This window comes from Streptomyces sp. Ag109_O5-10 (assembly GCF_900105755.1).
Taxonomy (GTDB): domain Bacteria; phylum Actinomycetota; class Actinomycetes; order Streptomycetales; family Streptomycetaceae; genus Streptomyces.
On sequence record NZ_FNTQ01000001.1, the window covers coordinates 1068225 to 1082006 of the forward strand.

The 13782-nt window shown below is 66.2% G+C and carries 12 protein-coding genes; 7 read left to right on the forward strand and 5 right to left on the reverse strand.

Annotation, left to right across the window (positions count from 1 at the left end; genetic code table 11):
* Position 1: 1 nt before the first annotated feature.
* Positions 2-1102: an IS110 family RNA-guided transposase gene (locus BLW82_RS05015; RefSeq protein WP_093497655.1), complete on the reverse strand. Its 1101-nt coding sequence runs from the start codon at positions 1100-1102 to the stop codon at positions 2-4.
* Positions 1103-1788: 686 nt separating this feature from the next.
* Here BLW82_RS05015 and BLW82_RS45155 point away from each other — a divergent pair.
* Together BLW82_RS45155 and BLW82_RS05025 are read left to right on the forward strand one after the other, a co-directional pair.
* A complete protein-coding gene (locus BLW82_RS45155; protein ID WP_256215648.1) occupies positions 1789-2877 on the forward strand; it encodes a hypothetical protein in 1089 nt (362 codons plus the stop codon).
* A 911-nt stretch (positions 2878-3788) separates the two neighbouring features.
* Positions 3789-4295 carry a hypothetical protein gene (locus BLW82_RS05025; protein WP_093497656.1) on the forward strand — a complete coding sequence of 169 codons (507 nt, stop codon included), beginning with the start codon at positions 3789-3791 and terminating at the stop codon, positions 4293-4295.
* Between the two features lie 37 nt (positions 4296-4332).
* Here BLW82_RS05025 and BLW82_RS05030 read toward each other — a convergent pair whose 3' ends face one another.
* Positions 4333-5784, reverse strand: a complete 1452-nt coding sequence (locus tag BLW82_RS05030) for a hypothetical protein (RefSeq protein ID WP_143063639.1) — start codon at positions 5782-5784, stop codon at positions 4333-4335.
* Positions 5781-6407 carry a hypothetical protein gene (locus BLW82_RS05035; RefSeq protein ID WP_143063640.1) on the reverse strand — a complete coding sequence of 209 codons (627 nt, stop codon included), beginning with the start codon at positions 6405-6407 and terminating at the stop codon, positions 5781-5783. The genes BLW82_RS05030 and BLW82_RS05035 overlap by 4 nt, the downstream gene beginning before the upstream one ends.
* A gap of 68 nt (positions 6408-6475) precedes the next feature.
* Between BLW82_RS05035 and BLW82_RS43845 the strand changes: the two genes are divergently transcribed.
* The gene (locus tag BLW82_RS43845) at positions 6476-7000 is read left to right on the forward strand and encodes a hypothetical protein (RefSeq protein ID WP_143063620.1); all 525 of its coding nucleotides are present in this window, start codon (positions 6476-6478) and stop codon (positions 6998-7000) included.
* Here BLW82_RS43845 and BLW82_RS05045 read toward each other — a convergent pair.
* Positions 6997-7748, reverse strand: a protein-coding gene (locus tag BLW82_RS05045; protein WP_371131269.1) for an IS5 family transposase whose coding sequence is annotated in 2 segments (ribosomal slippage) — positions 6997-7460 and positions 7460-7748 — 753 coding nt in all. Because the reading frame shifts where the segments join, the coding sequence is not laid out codon by codon here. The two genes, BLW82_RS43845 and BLW82_RS05045, sit on opposite strands and share 4 nt — an antisense overlap.
* Positions 7749-8102: 354 nt before the next feature.
* Positions 8103-8555, reverse strand: a complete 453-nt coding sequence (locus BLW82_RS05050) for a hypothetical protein (protein WP_093497658.1) — start codon at positions 8553-8555, stop codon at positions 8103-8105.
* A 78-nt stretch (positions 8556-8633) separates the two neighbouring features.
* On the opposite strand from BLW82_RS05050, the gene BLW82_RS05055 reads away from it, so the two are divergent.
* From BLW82_RS05055 to BLW82_RS05070, 4 genes are all read left to right on the forward strand, one after another.
* Positions 8634-9758: a DUF4062 domain-containing protein gene (locus BLW82_RS05055; protein WP_093497659.1), complete on the forward strand. Its 1125-nt coding sequence runs from the start codon at positions 8634-8636 to the stop codon at positions 9756-9758.
* Between the two features lie 388 nt (positions 9759-10146).
* Positions 10147-11454, forward strand: coding sequence for an HsdM family class I SAM-dependent methyltransferase (locus tag BLW82_RS05060; protein WP_177232840.1), 1308 nt, complete (start codon positions 10147-10149; stop codon positions 11452-11454).
* The gene (locus BLW82_RS43850; RefSeq protein WP_143063641.1) at positions 11451-12620 is read left to right on the forward strand and encodes a restriction endonuclease subunit S domain-containing protein; all 1170 of its coding nucleotides are present in this window, start codon (positions 11451-11453) and stop codon (positions 12618-12620) included. Before BLW82_RS05060 ends, BLW82_RS43850 begins: the two co-directional genes overlap by 4 nt.
* On the forward strand, positions 12617-13558 hold the full coding sequence (locus BLW82_RS05070; RefSeq protein ID WP_143063642.1) for a hypothetical protein: 942 nt from the start codon (positions 12617-12619) through the stop codon (positions 13556-13558). Before BLW82_RS43850 ends, BLW82_RS05070 begins: the two co-directional genes overlap by 4 nt.
* Positions 13559-13782: the final 224 nt, after the last annotated feature.

Sequence of the window (13782 nt, forward strand, 5' to 3'; positions counted from 1 at the left end):
CCTATAACGGAGGTGACGACTGCACTGGTCTGACCAGGTGGAAGACCTCCCGGGCCGCGTAGCGCTTGAGGCTTCGGACTATCTCGCGCCGGGTCTTGCCCTCCTTGCTGCGGCGCTCGTAGTACTCCTGGGTGCGCGGGTCGACGCGCAGGCGGGTCTGCACGATCCGGTGCAGGGCCGCGTTGGCTTGCCGGTCGCCGCCGCGGTTGAGGCGACGGTACTGCCGACTGCCCGAGGAACGCTCGACGGGGCTGACCTCGCACCGCGCTGCAAACGACGCTTCACTGCCCAGGCGTTCCGGGTTGTCTCCGATCGTGATCAGCAAAGTGACGGCCGTATCCGGACCGATGCCCACCACCGCGAGCAACTGCGGAGCGTGGCGTTCCACCAGCCGGGTCAGGCGGCCTTCCAGGTCCTGGATCTCTTCGCTGAGCTGACTGATGCGCCTGGCCAGCAGGCACAGGGTGATGTGCGTAGCGTGGAGCACCGCCCCTTCGTCGGCCTCGTGGTTCAGGCTGTCGTCGACGAGCCGTGCGCAGGTGCGGAAGAGTTCTGCATTGCCCAGCCCGGCAAGTTCCTCTCTCAGCTGCGGATCGGCACGGATGAGGACGACCTTGAGCTGGTTGATCGCCTGGGTGCGGGCCTTGACCGCCGAGTCCTTGGCCAGTTTGTACATCCGGGCGATCTCCACTGGCCCGTCGCCAGTCTTGGCCTGGGCGCGCGCCCGTCCGCTCAGCACTGCACGGGCCGCGTTCTCGGCATCGAGCGGGTCGGACTTGCCTCGCCGTCGGCGGTCGGCCCGGTCGAACCGGTTCACATCGAAAACGTCCACGCCCTGGGCCAGCAGGTAGCGGGACAGGGCCGCCCCGAAGGAACCGGTCCCTTCCACTCCGGCCCGGCGCACCGTACCCGACGCCCTGGCCCACCCCAGCAGGTCTCGGTATCCAGCCGCGGTGGCCGGAAACTCGTCGGTGCCGATCACCTCCCCCACCAGGGACAGCAAAGCGGCCACATGGGCATCCCGGTGCGTGTCCACTCCCAGGACCACCTCCGCCGCTGGCCGGCGCCGACGAGGACGCGAAGCGGAGGACGTGCCGGTCATGCTCGTTCCCCTTCCAGGCCGACGGCTTGTCCCGTAGCCGGCACCGGGCCGTGCGGACGGTCAGAATCGTGATGACGCCTGTCCGGCAAGCCCCTATCGAGACACGCCCGGTCAGCCCGAGACCAGCAAACGCACTATCCCCGGGTCGGCGGTCGACACAGTGTGATCAGGACACCCCGGTCAGAGATCTCAGGAGTCAGACCCCCTGCGTAGGAAAGCGCCCACCTACTCTTCTCCGTCTGACTGGCTTGCAGCCACGTCAGCCCGCTCGTCCGAGCGAATTGACTCGAAGCGCCGGCCGCCTACCCCAAGAACTGGCACCATGCCGCCGTCGTGCGTCACTTCGAGTAGAAGGCGGGCCATTGGAACGGCGGGTCAGTGAGCGGCAGCTGTCGGTGTTGCAGTGGGTGGGAGCCGGGTGCCCTGCCGGCGTATGGGAGACCAGCTCCTACAAGACCACCTGCCAGGCACTGCACAACCGTGGCCTGGTCACGGTCTCCCGGAAGGCCGGGCAGTGGAGCGTCGCCCTGACAAGCGTCGGTCGGCACTACCTGGCGCACGGCACGTACCCTCCCCGCGGATCACGCCCGCGGAAGACCCAGGCCGCCGGTCCACGACCTAAGTCCACCAGAGCGCAGGAAACTCCGGCCACCGAGCGGAAGCCAAGCCCTCCCTCACATCCTCGTGTGACGCTCACGGAGCAGCTGTTACAGGAGCTCGCGGAGGCCGGCGGCAAGATCGTCAAGAGCGGCAGCGGTCCCGACTTGGAGAAGTGGCCGTCCCGCGTCGCCGCCGCACGCAGATCCGGAAGGATCCCGGAGACGAAGGAGCTGTACGGAAACTGGTGCCGCGACGGGTACGAGATCAAGCTCGTCGACATCCCCGCCTGGCGCCTTGCAGTCCTCGACCCCGTCCCCGTGCCCTCGCGGCTCACTCGGCCGCACACCGTTGTCCAGGCCATGCAGAACGAACGCCAGCCGCTCGGCCTGACCAAGCCCGTCCAAGGACGCGCTCTCCGACTCATCCAGGCACTGATCACCACTGCCGAGGCCGAAGGACACACCTGCTCAGCCGGGCAGACCGGCTACGCACCCCCGTCTCATCGCCGCCGCAGGGCACATCCTCACTTCACCATCACCGCACAGGGCCAGCCCGTGGGGTTTCTCGTACTCCAGGAACAGGACCGGACCGAGCACGTCGCCACCGAGAAGGAACTCGCCGACGCCAAGAAGCACTCCTGGGTCAGAATCCCCCGCTTCGACTACACCTCATCCGAACGCCTCCGTATCATCCTCAGCGGCGGCCAGCCACACCGGGCGAGCGAATGGGCCGACGCTCCCGGCCGCGCCCTCGAAGAGCAGCTCGCCGAGATCGCACAGGAGGTCACCCTCCGCGGCGAAGCCGCCGAACGCAGACGCCAGGACGAGGCCGAAGCGGCACGCCAGAAGCGCATCCGCTGGGAAGCCGCCATGGAACAAGCCCGCATCCGCTACGCCGAGGCGTACCGCGTCAGGCACCTAGAAGCCCAGGAATCGGCATGGCGCCACGCCACCCAACTGACCCAATACGTGAGCACCGTACGCACGCGAGTCGAGGCCATGCCTCCGGGCCAGGCCAGAACCGACGCCGAGGAATGGATCAGCTGGGCAGCGGCCACCGTTGAGCGCCTCGACCCATTGAACACACCGCCCCGGCTGCCCGACATTCCCAAGCCACAAGCCGACGACCTGAAACCCTTCCTCGGACACTGGAGCCCTTACGGTCCCACCTACTGAACGCCCGCACCGCGCATGGTGCGCCCACAACCGCGGTTCAGGAGCTCTTCGCGACCGGTTCAATCGCGGCACACCGACCTGGTGGGTCATCGGAAGATGTCGGCCTGGACGCAGGCAGGAAAGCAGCAGGTCAGAGATGATTTTGGGTCCCGGATGAGGGCCGCCGGGAGCCCGGAGCGTCAAATGAGCGTCACGGCCCTACGTCGGTTCGGCACCGGAACTCTGGCACATCATGGCTTCCCGTAGTACGCAGCGACTCCACCGGTACGGAGGCTCACGCCGTTAGAGTCGCGTCGGCGCGCCCAGTGCGTACGAGAGGCCCGCCGTCGAAGGGGCAGTGTGATCGAAGTTCGCTGACGGGCCGCTCCGGACCGGGGAGGCTTGTCCCGCCTGTTGCACGCCACCCGGGGACGGAGCCGCCTATTTTGATCATCCTGGACACGAACATGCTGTGGGGTGTCTCCCCTGACAACGGCAGCGTCGACCTGCTCAAGCCCATACAGGCAACGGGGCGCAAGGCGTCGCCGTCCCGTGGACGGTCATGGAGGAGCTGGCCGCGCAACGGGCGCCGCCTAGGTCATTCTCGACGACGAGGAGCCTCGCGTGTGGCTTCATTTGGACGGGGATCATGCCTCGTTCGCCGGGATGAAGATCTGCGGATTCGACCTGGGGCCGGCCCCGGTGCTCGACCTTGACCGGCCATCGGAGATGAGCTGATTCCTGCGGTCGTGCCGTCCCGACCATGCGACCGTCGGTCAGGTCGTGCCGTTGACTGACGCAGTGGGTGCACCTGCCCCCCGAATACGGCTCACAGAGACATGGCGAACAGGCCGAGGACGTCGAAGAGGGGCTTGTCGGTGGGCACCGCTACTATCCAGGATGCCTCACGGGACGACGGACGGAGTCAGGGAATGGGCTACGTGAACGAAGCAGCGCTCAAGCGGAAGTTGGGTATCCCGAACTGGCGGAGCCTGTCCAAGGCCAAGGTGCTCAAGTTCGCGGCAGCGATGCCCGAGATGGCCACCGAGGTGCGGCTCAAGCTCATCGAGCAGTTCCCCGCCTTCAAGGACTTGGGCAAGGCCGACATCGATGCGGTCACAGAGGCACACAAGTCCACTCTCGCAGCCAACGAGAACAGTCAGAACCACTTCTACAAGGCTTCGCAGGACCAGCGGGACGCTCTGCAGTCCGACCTCGGTCGGGACGACCTCAGCTGGGCGCAACGGGAGGCCCTTCACGACCGCCTCGACCAAAACGTGCAGCGGGTAGGCGAGAAGGACAGCGAGAGCAAGCAGTTTCTGGGGGCGGGGATGAAGGTGGTGGCAGCCGCCGGTGCAGCCGCCCTCGGGCTGGGCGTGGTATTCGTCGGCGGCAAGATCGCTGGAGCGAGCGAAGACGGTTCCGAGGAATCCCAGTAGGACTGAGGCTGGTCCTCTGGAGTGGACCCACCGCGGGTCAGTCGGCGGGTGACTCTGCCTCCGGCATGTCGTGCTCGATTCCGGCATGCAGGGTGCGGCCGCCCGATGGGATCACCTCGACGAGGCGTTCCTCCTCCGCGCGGGATAGATCCGTGAAGAGTCGGATGGACGTGTTCACGAGCTCCAGCAGGGGGACACTGCCGCGAGGCGGCTTCACCGAGGCGGTCCGGGTGGAGAAGTTGTACCTCACCGGTACGCCACTTGGCGGTAGGGCTTCGAGATTCTTGACCAGGGTTCCTGGTCCGAGGGATTCGCTGAGGTGGCGGAGCCGGTCCCCATGCAAAGCGCCCACCTCTCCTTCGTACGCCACCTTCCCACCACCGTTGACCAGTGTGATGGCCTTGAGGCTCAACCCTAGGAGCGGCAGACGATTGCCGACCTCGTCGAGGGCCGGCAGTTCGTACGCCGCTCGTGCCGCCGACGATGTCAGGTGCTCGACCTTCTGTGCGAGCGTGAGAACGAAGCCGGGCGCGTCGAAGCTCAGGACTCCCTCGCCCGTAGTCCAGTGCAGGGGGGCTGCGCCACGGCGAGCGGCGACAGAGGAAGGGGCTACGCCGCAAACCCGGGCGTTCCATGTGCTCAGCGCGGCGCGCATAAGGTGCTGGAGATTGTCGGTGGCGGTGATCCTGCCGTGTCGCAGCAGATCGGTCAGAGTGATCTCACGGGCGATACGGCTCCAGAAGTTCCCATCAGGGATCTCCTGGCCTTCGAGGAGGTAATCGAGCGACGACTCGTCCAGTTGCTGCGGATATTTGGGCACGCGTTCGAGTGCGGCTACCGTTGCACCACTAGCGCGCCATAAGGTACCCAAGAAGGCCGTCAGGCGGCGCGCGATCGGTGGGGACAGCGTGTCCGAGGCAAACGCCAGCGCGTCCTCAGTCCCCTCACGCTCACCGCGGCGGGCTGCCTGCGCGCCGGTCGTCATGGCACGGGCCAGCCGGGACACGGAGCGCTCGTCAAGGAGGCCCTGGCCCCCTTCAATGACGGTGTTCGCGATCAGACGCCTCAACGCAGCGTCGGCCGACTCGCCAGCGGTCAGCTCCGCGAAAGCCGCCAAGTCCAAGACCAGGGTGTGGTGGTCGATCGCGAGCGAATCCAGGGCGCGGGCATCGAAGGACGGGCGGAGAGCGCCGAGCGCCAGAATAATGGGCCGGTCCTGGCGAGCAAGGCGCCTGATGTCGAACCCGAGCTCGTCCGCGTCCGTCGTGCTGCGCAGGTAGACGTATCGGTCGCTGAGGTCGTCGTCGTGCGGCCATCGCATGACCAGGTCCGGCATGTGGGTGTGGTTGTAATATCCGGTGCGCCTGGTCCGGATCTGCGGATTGATCTGCCGAAGGTGCTGTTCGAGGACTCGTTTGATTTCGGCGAACGAGCGGTACGGGTCGTCCGCCTCGAGTGCCTCCGCGATCGACGATGCGACGGCGTTCACCACTCCCCCTTTAGGGTCAGCTCGTGCGCCAGGATGGCCCGCCACTCGGTGAGGGGCAGCAAACCCTCCTGCTTCTCTGACAGGACGATCCGCCACACACGCTCGGACACGCTCTGGACCGCGTTCGCGTCGATCCTCTTCCTGGCCTCGTCCTCGGAGACGTCACCGAAGATGCGTTGCCGGTGTTGGACGACAGCGGACTCGATCCTTTGCGGCTCGTGTAGTTGCGACCAACTGTTCACATTGAAGGGGGCCCAGGTGATCCACATGTAGTGATCACCGAAGAGGTACTTCTCCTGGTGCGCGACGTAGCACTTGGCGAGGAACTCGACGAAGTGAGTGCCCTGGTCCGCCGGCCCCTGATAGTGCTTGACCTCCGCGCAGAACTGGTCGCCATGGTACGGGGCGCCCCGCATCGACCCGCCCAGGTCGAAGGAGAAGGTCTGTCCGCCCTCCGGCCAGGCGAGTGTCAGTTTCCTCGCCCAGGCGTCCGAGTCCGTGTTCGCGAAGGCCCCACAAATCCGCATCGTGCCCTCGAGGTAGAGCTTGGCTCTCTTCGCTCCCGAGATTCCCTTTAAGACACCGTTTCCTTTGGCCGTAGTCACGCCAGGGTGCGGGTTCATGGTGGCAGTACGGTGGGGCCGCCCTGATCCACTATGTCTGCGAGGTTGGTCCGATCATGCACGGAGACTTGGACAGCACGTCGGCGCGGGCGCTGGCATGCTCGACTGGACTGCGGATCGGAGGGGCCCTGTACATCCTCGCTGAGCGGGCTGGACTCGCTGACCCGTACTACCTTGCCGATGCAGGTCTACGGGCCGGTCTGCGGGGCGCACCAGGTCGGACGCTCGATCAGGATGTACTGCAACATGCTCGGTCCGGCCTGGATGCTGCTCAGAGCAGCTACTCGGTGGACCGTGCCGCACCATTCACCCAGGCCGGCTTCATGCTGATGGGGCGAATCTTGCAGGCGCTTGAGCAACCTGATGAGCATTACGGTTTGCCAGAGATCCACTCCCTTGCTCGAAGCACCGCAGCCCTGTGGCCGGGTTCGATCGGCCTTGAGATTGACCCTGGCGGCAGCCTGATGTCCTACGAACGGGCCTGTCAGATCGACGCTCAGCGAGAGTTGGAGGCTGGCGGCCTTGATAGGCTTCGTCAGGTTCTGGGCGCGCAGGAGCTGGGCTATCGCCGTCTGGCCAGAGCCCTCGCCTAGGCGGCCGGCGAGCGTGCCAGCCTGCGGTGGCTGATCAAGGCAGCGGCGATGCCTACGAAGGCCAGGAAGTGCTCGGCCTTGCGCTCGTAGCGACGGTGTAGGCGGCGGCATCCGGCCAGCCAGGACACCGTGCGCTCGACCACCCAGCGGTGTCGACCGAGCCTGTGTGAGGACTCAATCCCTTTGCGGGCGATGCGGTGACGAATGCCCCGCTGTCGGAGCCATTTGCGCAGGTGGTCGTAGTCGTATCCCTTGTCGGCATGCAGTTTCGCCGGCCGTCGTCGACGTGGTCCGCGCCGGGAGCGAATCGGCGGGATGCCACACACGAGCGGCTTGAGTCCAAGGCTGTCGTGGGTGTTGGCGGCGGAGATGCCCAGCGACAGGGGCAGGCCGTTGCGGTCGGTGATCAGGTGGATTTTCGATCCGCTCTTGCCACGGTCGGTCGGATTCGGTCCAGTCAGTAGCCCCCTTTTGACGCCCTCAGGCTGACGGAGTCGATCGCGCACCGCGACCAGTCCAGGTCGCCTCGGGCACCGAGCTCGTCGAGGAGGACGCGATGCAGTCGGGCCCAGACGCGCCCCCGACTCCATTGGGCAAAGCGACGGTAGACGGTAGGCCATGCAGGGCCGAAGACCGGCGGCAGTTGCCGCCACGTACAGCCTGAATTGGCTACGAAGATGATGGCGGCCAGCGTTTCGCGGTCACCCGCCCGACGCCGTCCACCGCCCTGCGGACGCTTGATCTCCATGGGTGGCACCACTCGCCGGAACAGCACCCACAAGTCATCCGGAACCAGCCGCTCAACCAGGTCTGTCACAAATCACCCAACGACCCAGCAGCACCAAAGGAAACGGTGTCTAAGTGGGCGTCCTCTCCTACCACGGTGAGAGTCTAAGCGCCGCGGAGGGGCGGCGGCTGATGGCCGCACTAGCGAGCGGTCCCTGATTCAGAGCAAGGGAGTGCTGTGCAGACAACCTGGCGGTGCCGCGAAGGAGCGGAGCGGACCACAGGATCCAGGCAGGCAGGGCGACAGCCTCTGTTCAGGCGGCAAATGACCGCACCAGAGCGCCGCACGTGTGTTGTGCTCCTTCTCCCTGAGTCGTCAGGCGACGATCACACAGACGAGAAGGAGGGATAGCCCATACAGGGCTATCGCGAGGTGCAGCCCTACCCACAGGCGGTGAAGCCGAATGCGGTGCAGCCGGGGAAACTCGCGGTAGTGCGCCGCGCGTGCCCGGGCGAGCCCCTCATCGGACCCCAGCACGCCCCGGGCCGCCAGGTCTTGGGTCAACGCCCGCGCCTGGGCGAGGTGGTAGGAGGCCCGCTCGTAGTACTTGGCCACCGCCACAGCCCCGTAGACTCCAGTCGTCGCGACGAAGAGGCACAAAGGCAGGACGTTCAGCGTGAACTTCTGCTGGACGATCAGACCGCTCAGGGCTGCCGTGACGATGAGCAGGAGGTTCGTCAATGTGGAGCGCTGGGTCTCACACTGCCGCAGTTGCTCGCGGTGCTCCTTCCAATAGGCGCGTATCGCCTCTTCCGATGTCTCGGCCATCAAACCCCCAGTTGAATGCTGGCACCAGCCACCCGGTTCACCTCACAGCAGAACCCTCAGCAGTGGAGACACCGTAACGTGAGGATCTTCATCAGCAGTGCCCGCAAGGGTCTGGAGGAGGAGCGCGACGCCCTTGACGGGCTGGTCCGCGCTCTCGGTCACACCCCGGTCCGGTTCGAGGACTTCTCAGCTCAGACCACGCCGAGCCGGGAAGCCTGCCTGAAAGCTCTGTCGACCGCCGACGCGTGCCTCTTCCTCCTAGGCCCGAACTACGGCCACGTGTTCCCCGAGACAGGGCAGTCAGCCACCCATGACGAGTGGGTAGCAGCCCAGCAAGCAGGTCTGCCCCGCCTCGTCTATCGCAAGCTGAACGTGACCTTCGAGCCCAGTCAGCACGAGTTCGTACGCGTAGTGGAGGCGTACGCCACCGGAGTATTCCGCGACAGCTTCCGCACGGCCGCAGACCTGCTCCCTAAGGTCGCCGGGAAGATCCGGGAGCTGGAGTCGGGCCCGTCCCCCCTGGCCTTCGCCAAGCTGACCCAGCCACCCGCCCTGCACTGGACCCTCGAGGAGGGTACAGGCGGCCTGCAGACCGCTGGCGTGACCACCCTTCTGGAACTGCACGTCCTACCACTGGACTCTGCTGGCTACTCGGCCAGGGAACTGGAGGCGCTCGGCCACTCGCTGCCGGGCCGTGTGCGCCTCACCGGTATGGTCGAGGACGATGTCCCCCTCAGCTCTTCCCGACCGCAGGACCATATGGCCGTCTCCGTCCCGGCCAGCCGCCCCCGTTCGTGGGACACGCCCCGTCCGGGCCAGCTCGTAGAGGTCCGCCTGTACAAGACGGGCCAGCTCTCCACCCGGGCCCTGCTTCCCCAGGACAGTATGGGGCCGATCCTCGATCCCAATGCCCTGCCCAAGCAGATCGCCGAACTGCTCAAGTTCACTGGCTCGTTGGACATCATCAGGCAGGACCGCATCGTGGTGGCTGCCGGCGTGTCGGAGCCCGCTATGACCAGCATCGATACCTTCGACCCACGTCAGTCACGGCGCACAGCCAGTCTCGCTGGCTTCGGCCGGCCATTCGCCCTGCGTACCGAACCCGACGAGTCCGTCACCCTGGCGGCCCTGCAGGCCGGAGCCGATGAAGTCGCCGAACATCTCGCGCGGGCACTGATCGCGCGCCACCCCTCCGCTGCCTGAGGCCGTTTCGAGCAAGCGGGCACGGCCGCCGCCTGCTCTCGTTTGACGCTTGAAAAGGTCCGAAGCGGCTTGGCGATCGACGCCCTCTTCTGCCAGCGACTGAAGCGGACGGTCGACCTACTGAGCACACCACCCTGACCGGACCGTCCAGACGAGTTCCACCGCGTGAATCATGTACCGGCCGGAAGAGTGCAGGTCGAACGCCAGTGTCACCTCGTGTCTCCGGGGCCGCACGGTCCAATCGCGCCCCAACCTCGACACTGGTGCCCGAGTCGAAGGCGCGGACCGGCCTCCGTACACGTCGCGCCTCTGTTGGCAGGGCGTGATCAGACGCGATAGCCTGCCGGGCTGCCTTGTTGCGGAAGGCGGCAGAAGGGAGGGGAGCCCCATGCCGAATCACAGGTCCGACATCGCCGAGGTTCGTGCCGCGATGCGTGCCGTCGGCTACACGATTCTGCAGGTCGAGCCGCGGCTTGAAAACTTGTCGAACTTTCGGCCGGATGTATTGGCGTGGGCGTCGAATGCCGACGGGGAACTCGTGCCGTGGGCCGTTGTCGAGTGCAAGACCAAGAAGCTCCGGCAGCCCGAGCTCGTCCTTCCCTCCCTGGCGGGCAGCCGGGACCTGCTGGGTACGCTCGAGCACTACGCGGTGATCAATGGGCAGTGGTTCAAGGCCGACCGTGGTGTCCGGTCCTTGCAGCCGGTCGACGGCCCAACTCCGCCCGAGCACGGCTCGCAAGGCTTGGTCACCGACAGGTCGCTGGCTACATCCCTCCTGGTGCAACGTCTGTGGTTCGAGGCGGACCGTCTCCGCAACTCCGGGGTCTCAGCCGACCGGTACTTTCCTTCCGGGGACGTCCTGACGTCTTCCCGAAATGGGAGGCCGGGTATCGAACTGCCCGACGGTGGGTTCGTGCCGGTTCGGGCAGACGTACTCTGGCGCGCGAAGCGGGACGCGTTGACCGAGTTCGCCTCTCGTGGCAGGCACCGAGAGTTCAGCTCACCCCGAGTGGTTGCCTCCGCCGTTTCGGCGCTGGTTGAGAAGCATCTGGCTGGCACCGTCTTGGATCCGTTCTGCGGAACCGGATCGTTCCTCTGGACGGCCTTGGACCGTGCTGCGGAGCAAGGCGTCGCGGCGGAGTTCATCGGCTACGAGTTCGACGCACAGCTCGCCGAACTCGCGGCAGGGATCGGTCGGGACGCGCCGAGGCACGTGGTGATCGAGAAGGGCGACTCCTTCCAGAGGGACCTCGCGGATGCCGACGTCGTTGTCACGGCGCCGCCTGTCGGTCTCTCCCTGGCCGACCGCCACCTTCTCCTGGACGGATCGACCACGTCCGACGGCAATGTCGCAGCGCTGGACAAGTGTGTGCGGGCGCTGAAGCCCGGAGGACGCGCTGTCCTGCATATCGCTCACTCGTTCACCTTCGCGGACCGGTACGCGGCGTACAGGAGGTTCCTGGCCGAGAACTTCCACGTAGCCGCTCTTATCGGTCTTCCGGCAGGAGCGATCACAGGCACCGGTGTCCGTTCCGTTCTCGTCGTCATCGACCGCACTGAGCCCGCGGAGACGCTGGTCGCCCATCTCGGTGAGGACTGGGAGACGCAACTCGGCCCGGAAGGTCCCGGGCTGAATGCCGTCCTGGAGTTCGTCGACGCAGAAGACGACCGGCCACGTACCGCAGGACGGTCATGAGCAGCTTCTTGACAGTTGATCTGCGGGGCGAGGCCGACTGGGATCCAGGACGCCTGGTTGGTTCCACCTTCGCTTGGCCGACAGCGGCGCCGGTGGTCCCATTGCGTGCACTCGTTACCAGTGTCCGACCGGGGAGTGTCGCGACCGCTGGTTCCCCAGTCATCACGCCCGCCGCCCTGGTGGCGCGGACCGGGGCGATTCGGCGGCGGAGCACCAAGTACCAGGGCAAGGCATTCACCGTCGGAACGCGCGGCCTTCGGCGTGGTGATGTCCTGGTGCCGCCCTCGCCGTCCGGGCCGGCCGTTCTTGTCGACGACCGGCTGAACGGTGCGCTCCTCTCATCCCGGTTCACAGCCCTCCGGCCTCTCGATCCGGTGTTTTCCCGGTGGATCTGGGCCGTGTTGAACTCGCGGGCGGGACAGGCCCGTCGGGCGTCGCTGGCCACAGGTACCACTATGGCGTCCGTGAAGACGCCGGATCTGCTGGAGATGGGCGTGCCCCTGCCGCCCCTTGTGGAGGTCCAGCGGCTCGACAGAGTGCTGGCTTCGATCGAGGCGGGAACGCATCGCGAGGAGGAGCCGTCGGAGTCGACGTGGTGGGTCACGGCTGACCTTCGGCTCCGGGACGACTGGGGGATCATGCTCGCCACTCCTCGTCCCGAGCTCCTGGAGGACGGCGAACCGCTCGGTTCCTTCGTACGGGAGATGAAGCCGTCCCGCTCAACCCGCGGCTTCGACGTGCCGACGGAACTGCCGGGCACGCTTCCGGTCGTGGACGTGAGTGTCCTCGGGGGCCGTCCGACCCGGCGATGGGCCGCGCCGCAGTCCACCACCGTCACCCTCATCGCCCCGGGCGACCTCCTCATCGCCCGCGTGGGCGAGTACTCGTACGCCACCGTCGCGCAACGCCCGGCCGTCGCGGATCCGGGCGTCTTCGTCCTCCGGCTGCATGACCAGTCACAAGGACCTGCGCTCGCGCACTTCCTGAACGGGCGCGAGGGGCAGACCAGGAGGCGCATGTTCTTGCGGGGCGTGACGGTTCCGTCCTTGCGGAGGACGGATATCGAGAGATTCCCGATCCCAGCAGAAGCCCTCGAGTTCGAAGGAAACGTCGAGCCGGACGTGGGGTTGGCGGACCAATTGGAGCACGTCTTGTGGACCGCATGAGCTGCACGCTTTCGCCCCTCGTCTACGCCGAGCTGTACCGGTTGCTTGCCGCGGACAAGCAGCGGTACGACGACATCGAAGAGCGGCTGAGCGAGATCGGGTACGCCCCCGCGTGGCTGAGTACCGCTGCCGACGCCTACGACGAGTACTGGGCGATGCAGCTGGAACTGGCCGGTGCGGAAGGCGTCGGGAACATCTCGGTCGGGAGTGCCGAGCATGCCCTCCTGGCTACCTGGGTACTGGCCGGCCTTCGCAACACAGGCGACGACAACACGCTGAGTTCGGCGCTCAGGGCGAACGTCCATAGGCGTGCGGTCAGCGAGATCCCAGATCTAAGAATGCCTCTGCCATCGGTCCTCAACCCGGTCATATACGGGTGGACTCTCGGCGCAGTCGTCAGCCTGAGTTCGACTGACGTCCCAGTCGAACCCGTCGCTCCGGCGAGCATGCCTGACGACGATAACCTCGTCGCGGCGTACCTCGGGCTCGTCAACCACGTCCTTGCGCTGGAGGGCATGGCCGAGCCGTGGCCCGAGATGATGCAGACGTCCACTTACTGGCGCGGTTACGGGATCGCAGAGGCACTGAAACCGGGGGCCGGGGATGGCGGCCGAGCACTCCTGGAACTGCTAGCGGAATCGCGGCCGTTGCTCTCGCAGCCAGTCTTCTCCCAGCTCAACAACCACTTCAGCCGCTTCGGGGCGCGCCGGAACGCCCTGTCACACGTCACGGACGATGCGCGTCGTCCAGAACGGTTCGTGAAAGTCGTCGAGGACACGCATGGCTGGGAGCACCTGCGGGTGACCCTCCGTGGCCTCACGCAGTTCGTCTGCCAGGAGGTCTCTCGCCTGCTGTACGAGGAAAACCCACCACCGGCTCTTCGGAACGATCCGTGGAGCTACCTCGTGCGGGAGATGCCTACGGAGTGGTGGGCTTAGAGGCGTGCGACGAGAGTACAGAAACTGAATGCCCACGGCGTCAGAGAGCTAGCTCGTCCGAAGGGCAACAGGCTGTCCGCCGGGCTCGCAACCATCGCCCGTCAATCCCTGTTCAACAGCACCATCTCCGATTCAAGGGCTGGGCGCCGACACACCAGATCGCAAGCCGTCGCCGGGCTGCACACGCGGCTCTTGGCGGATGTGATCGCCTCCGGCGCCCCATC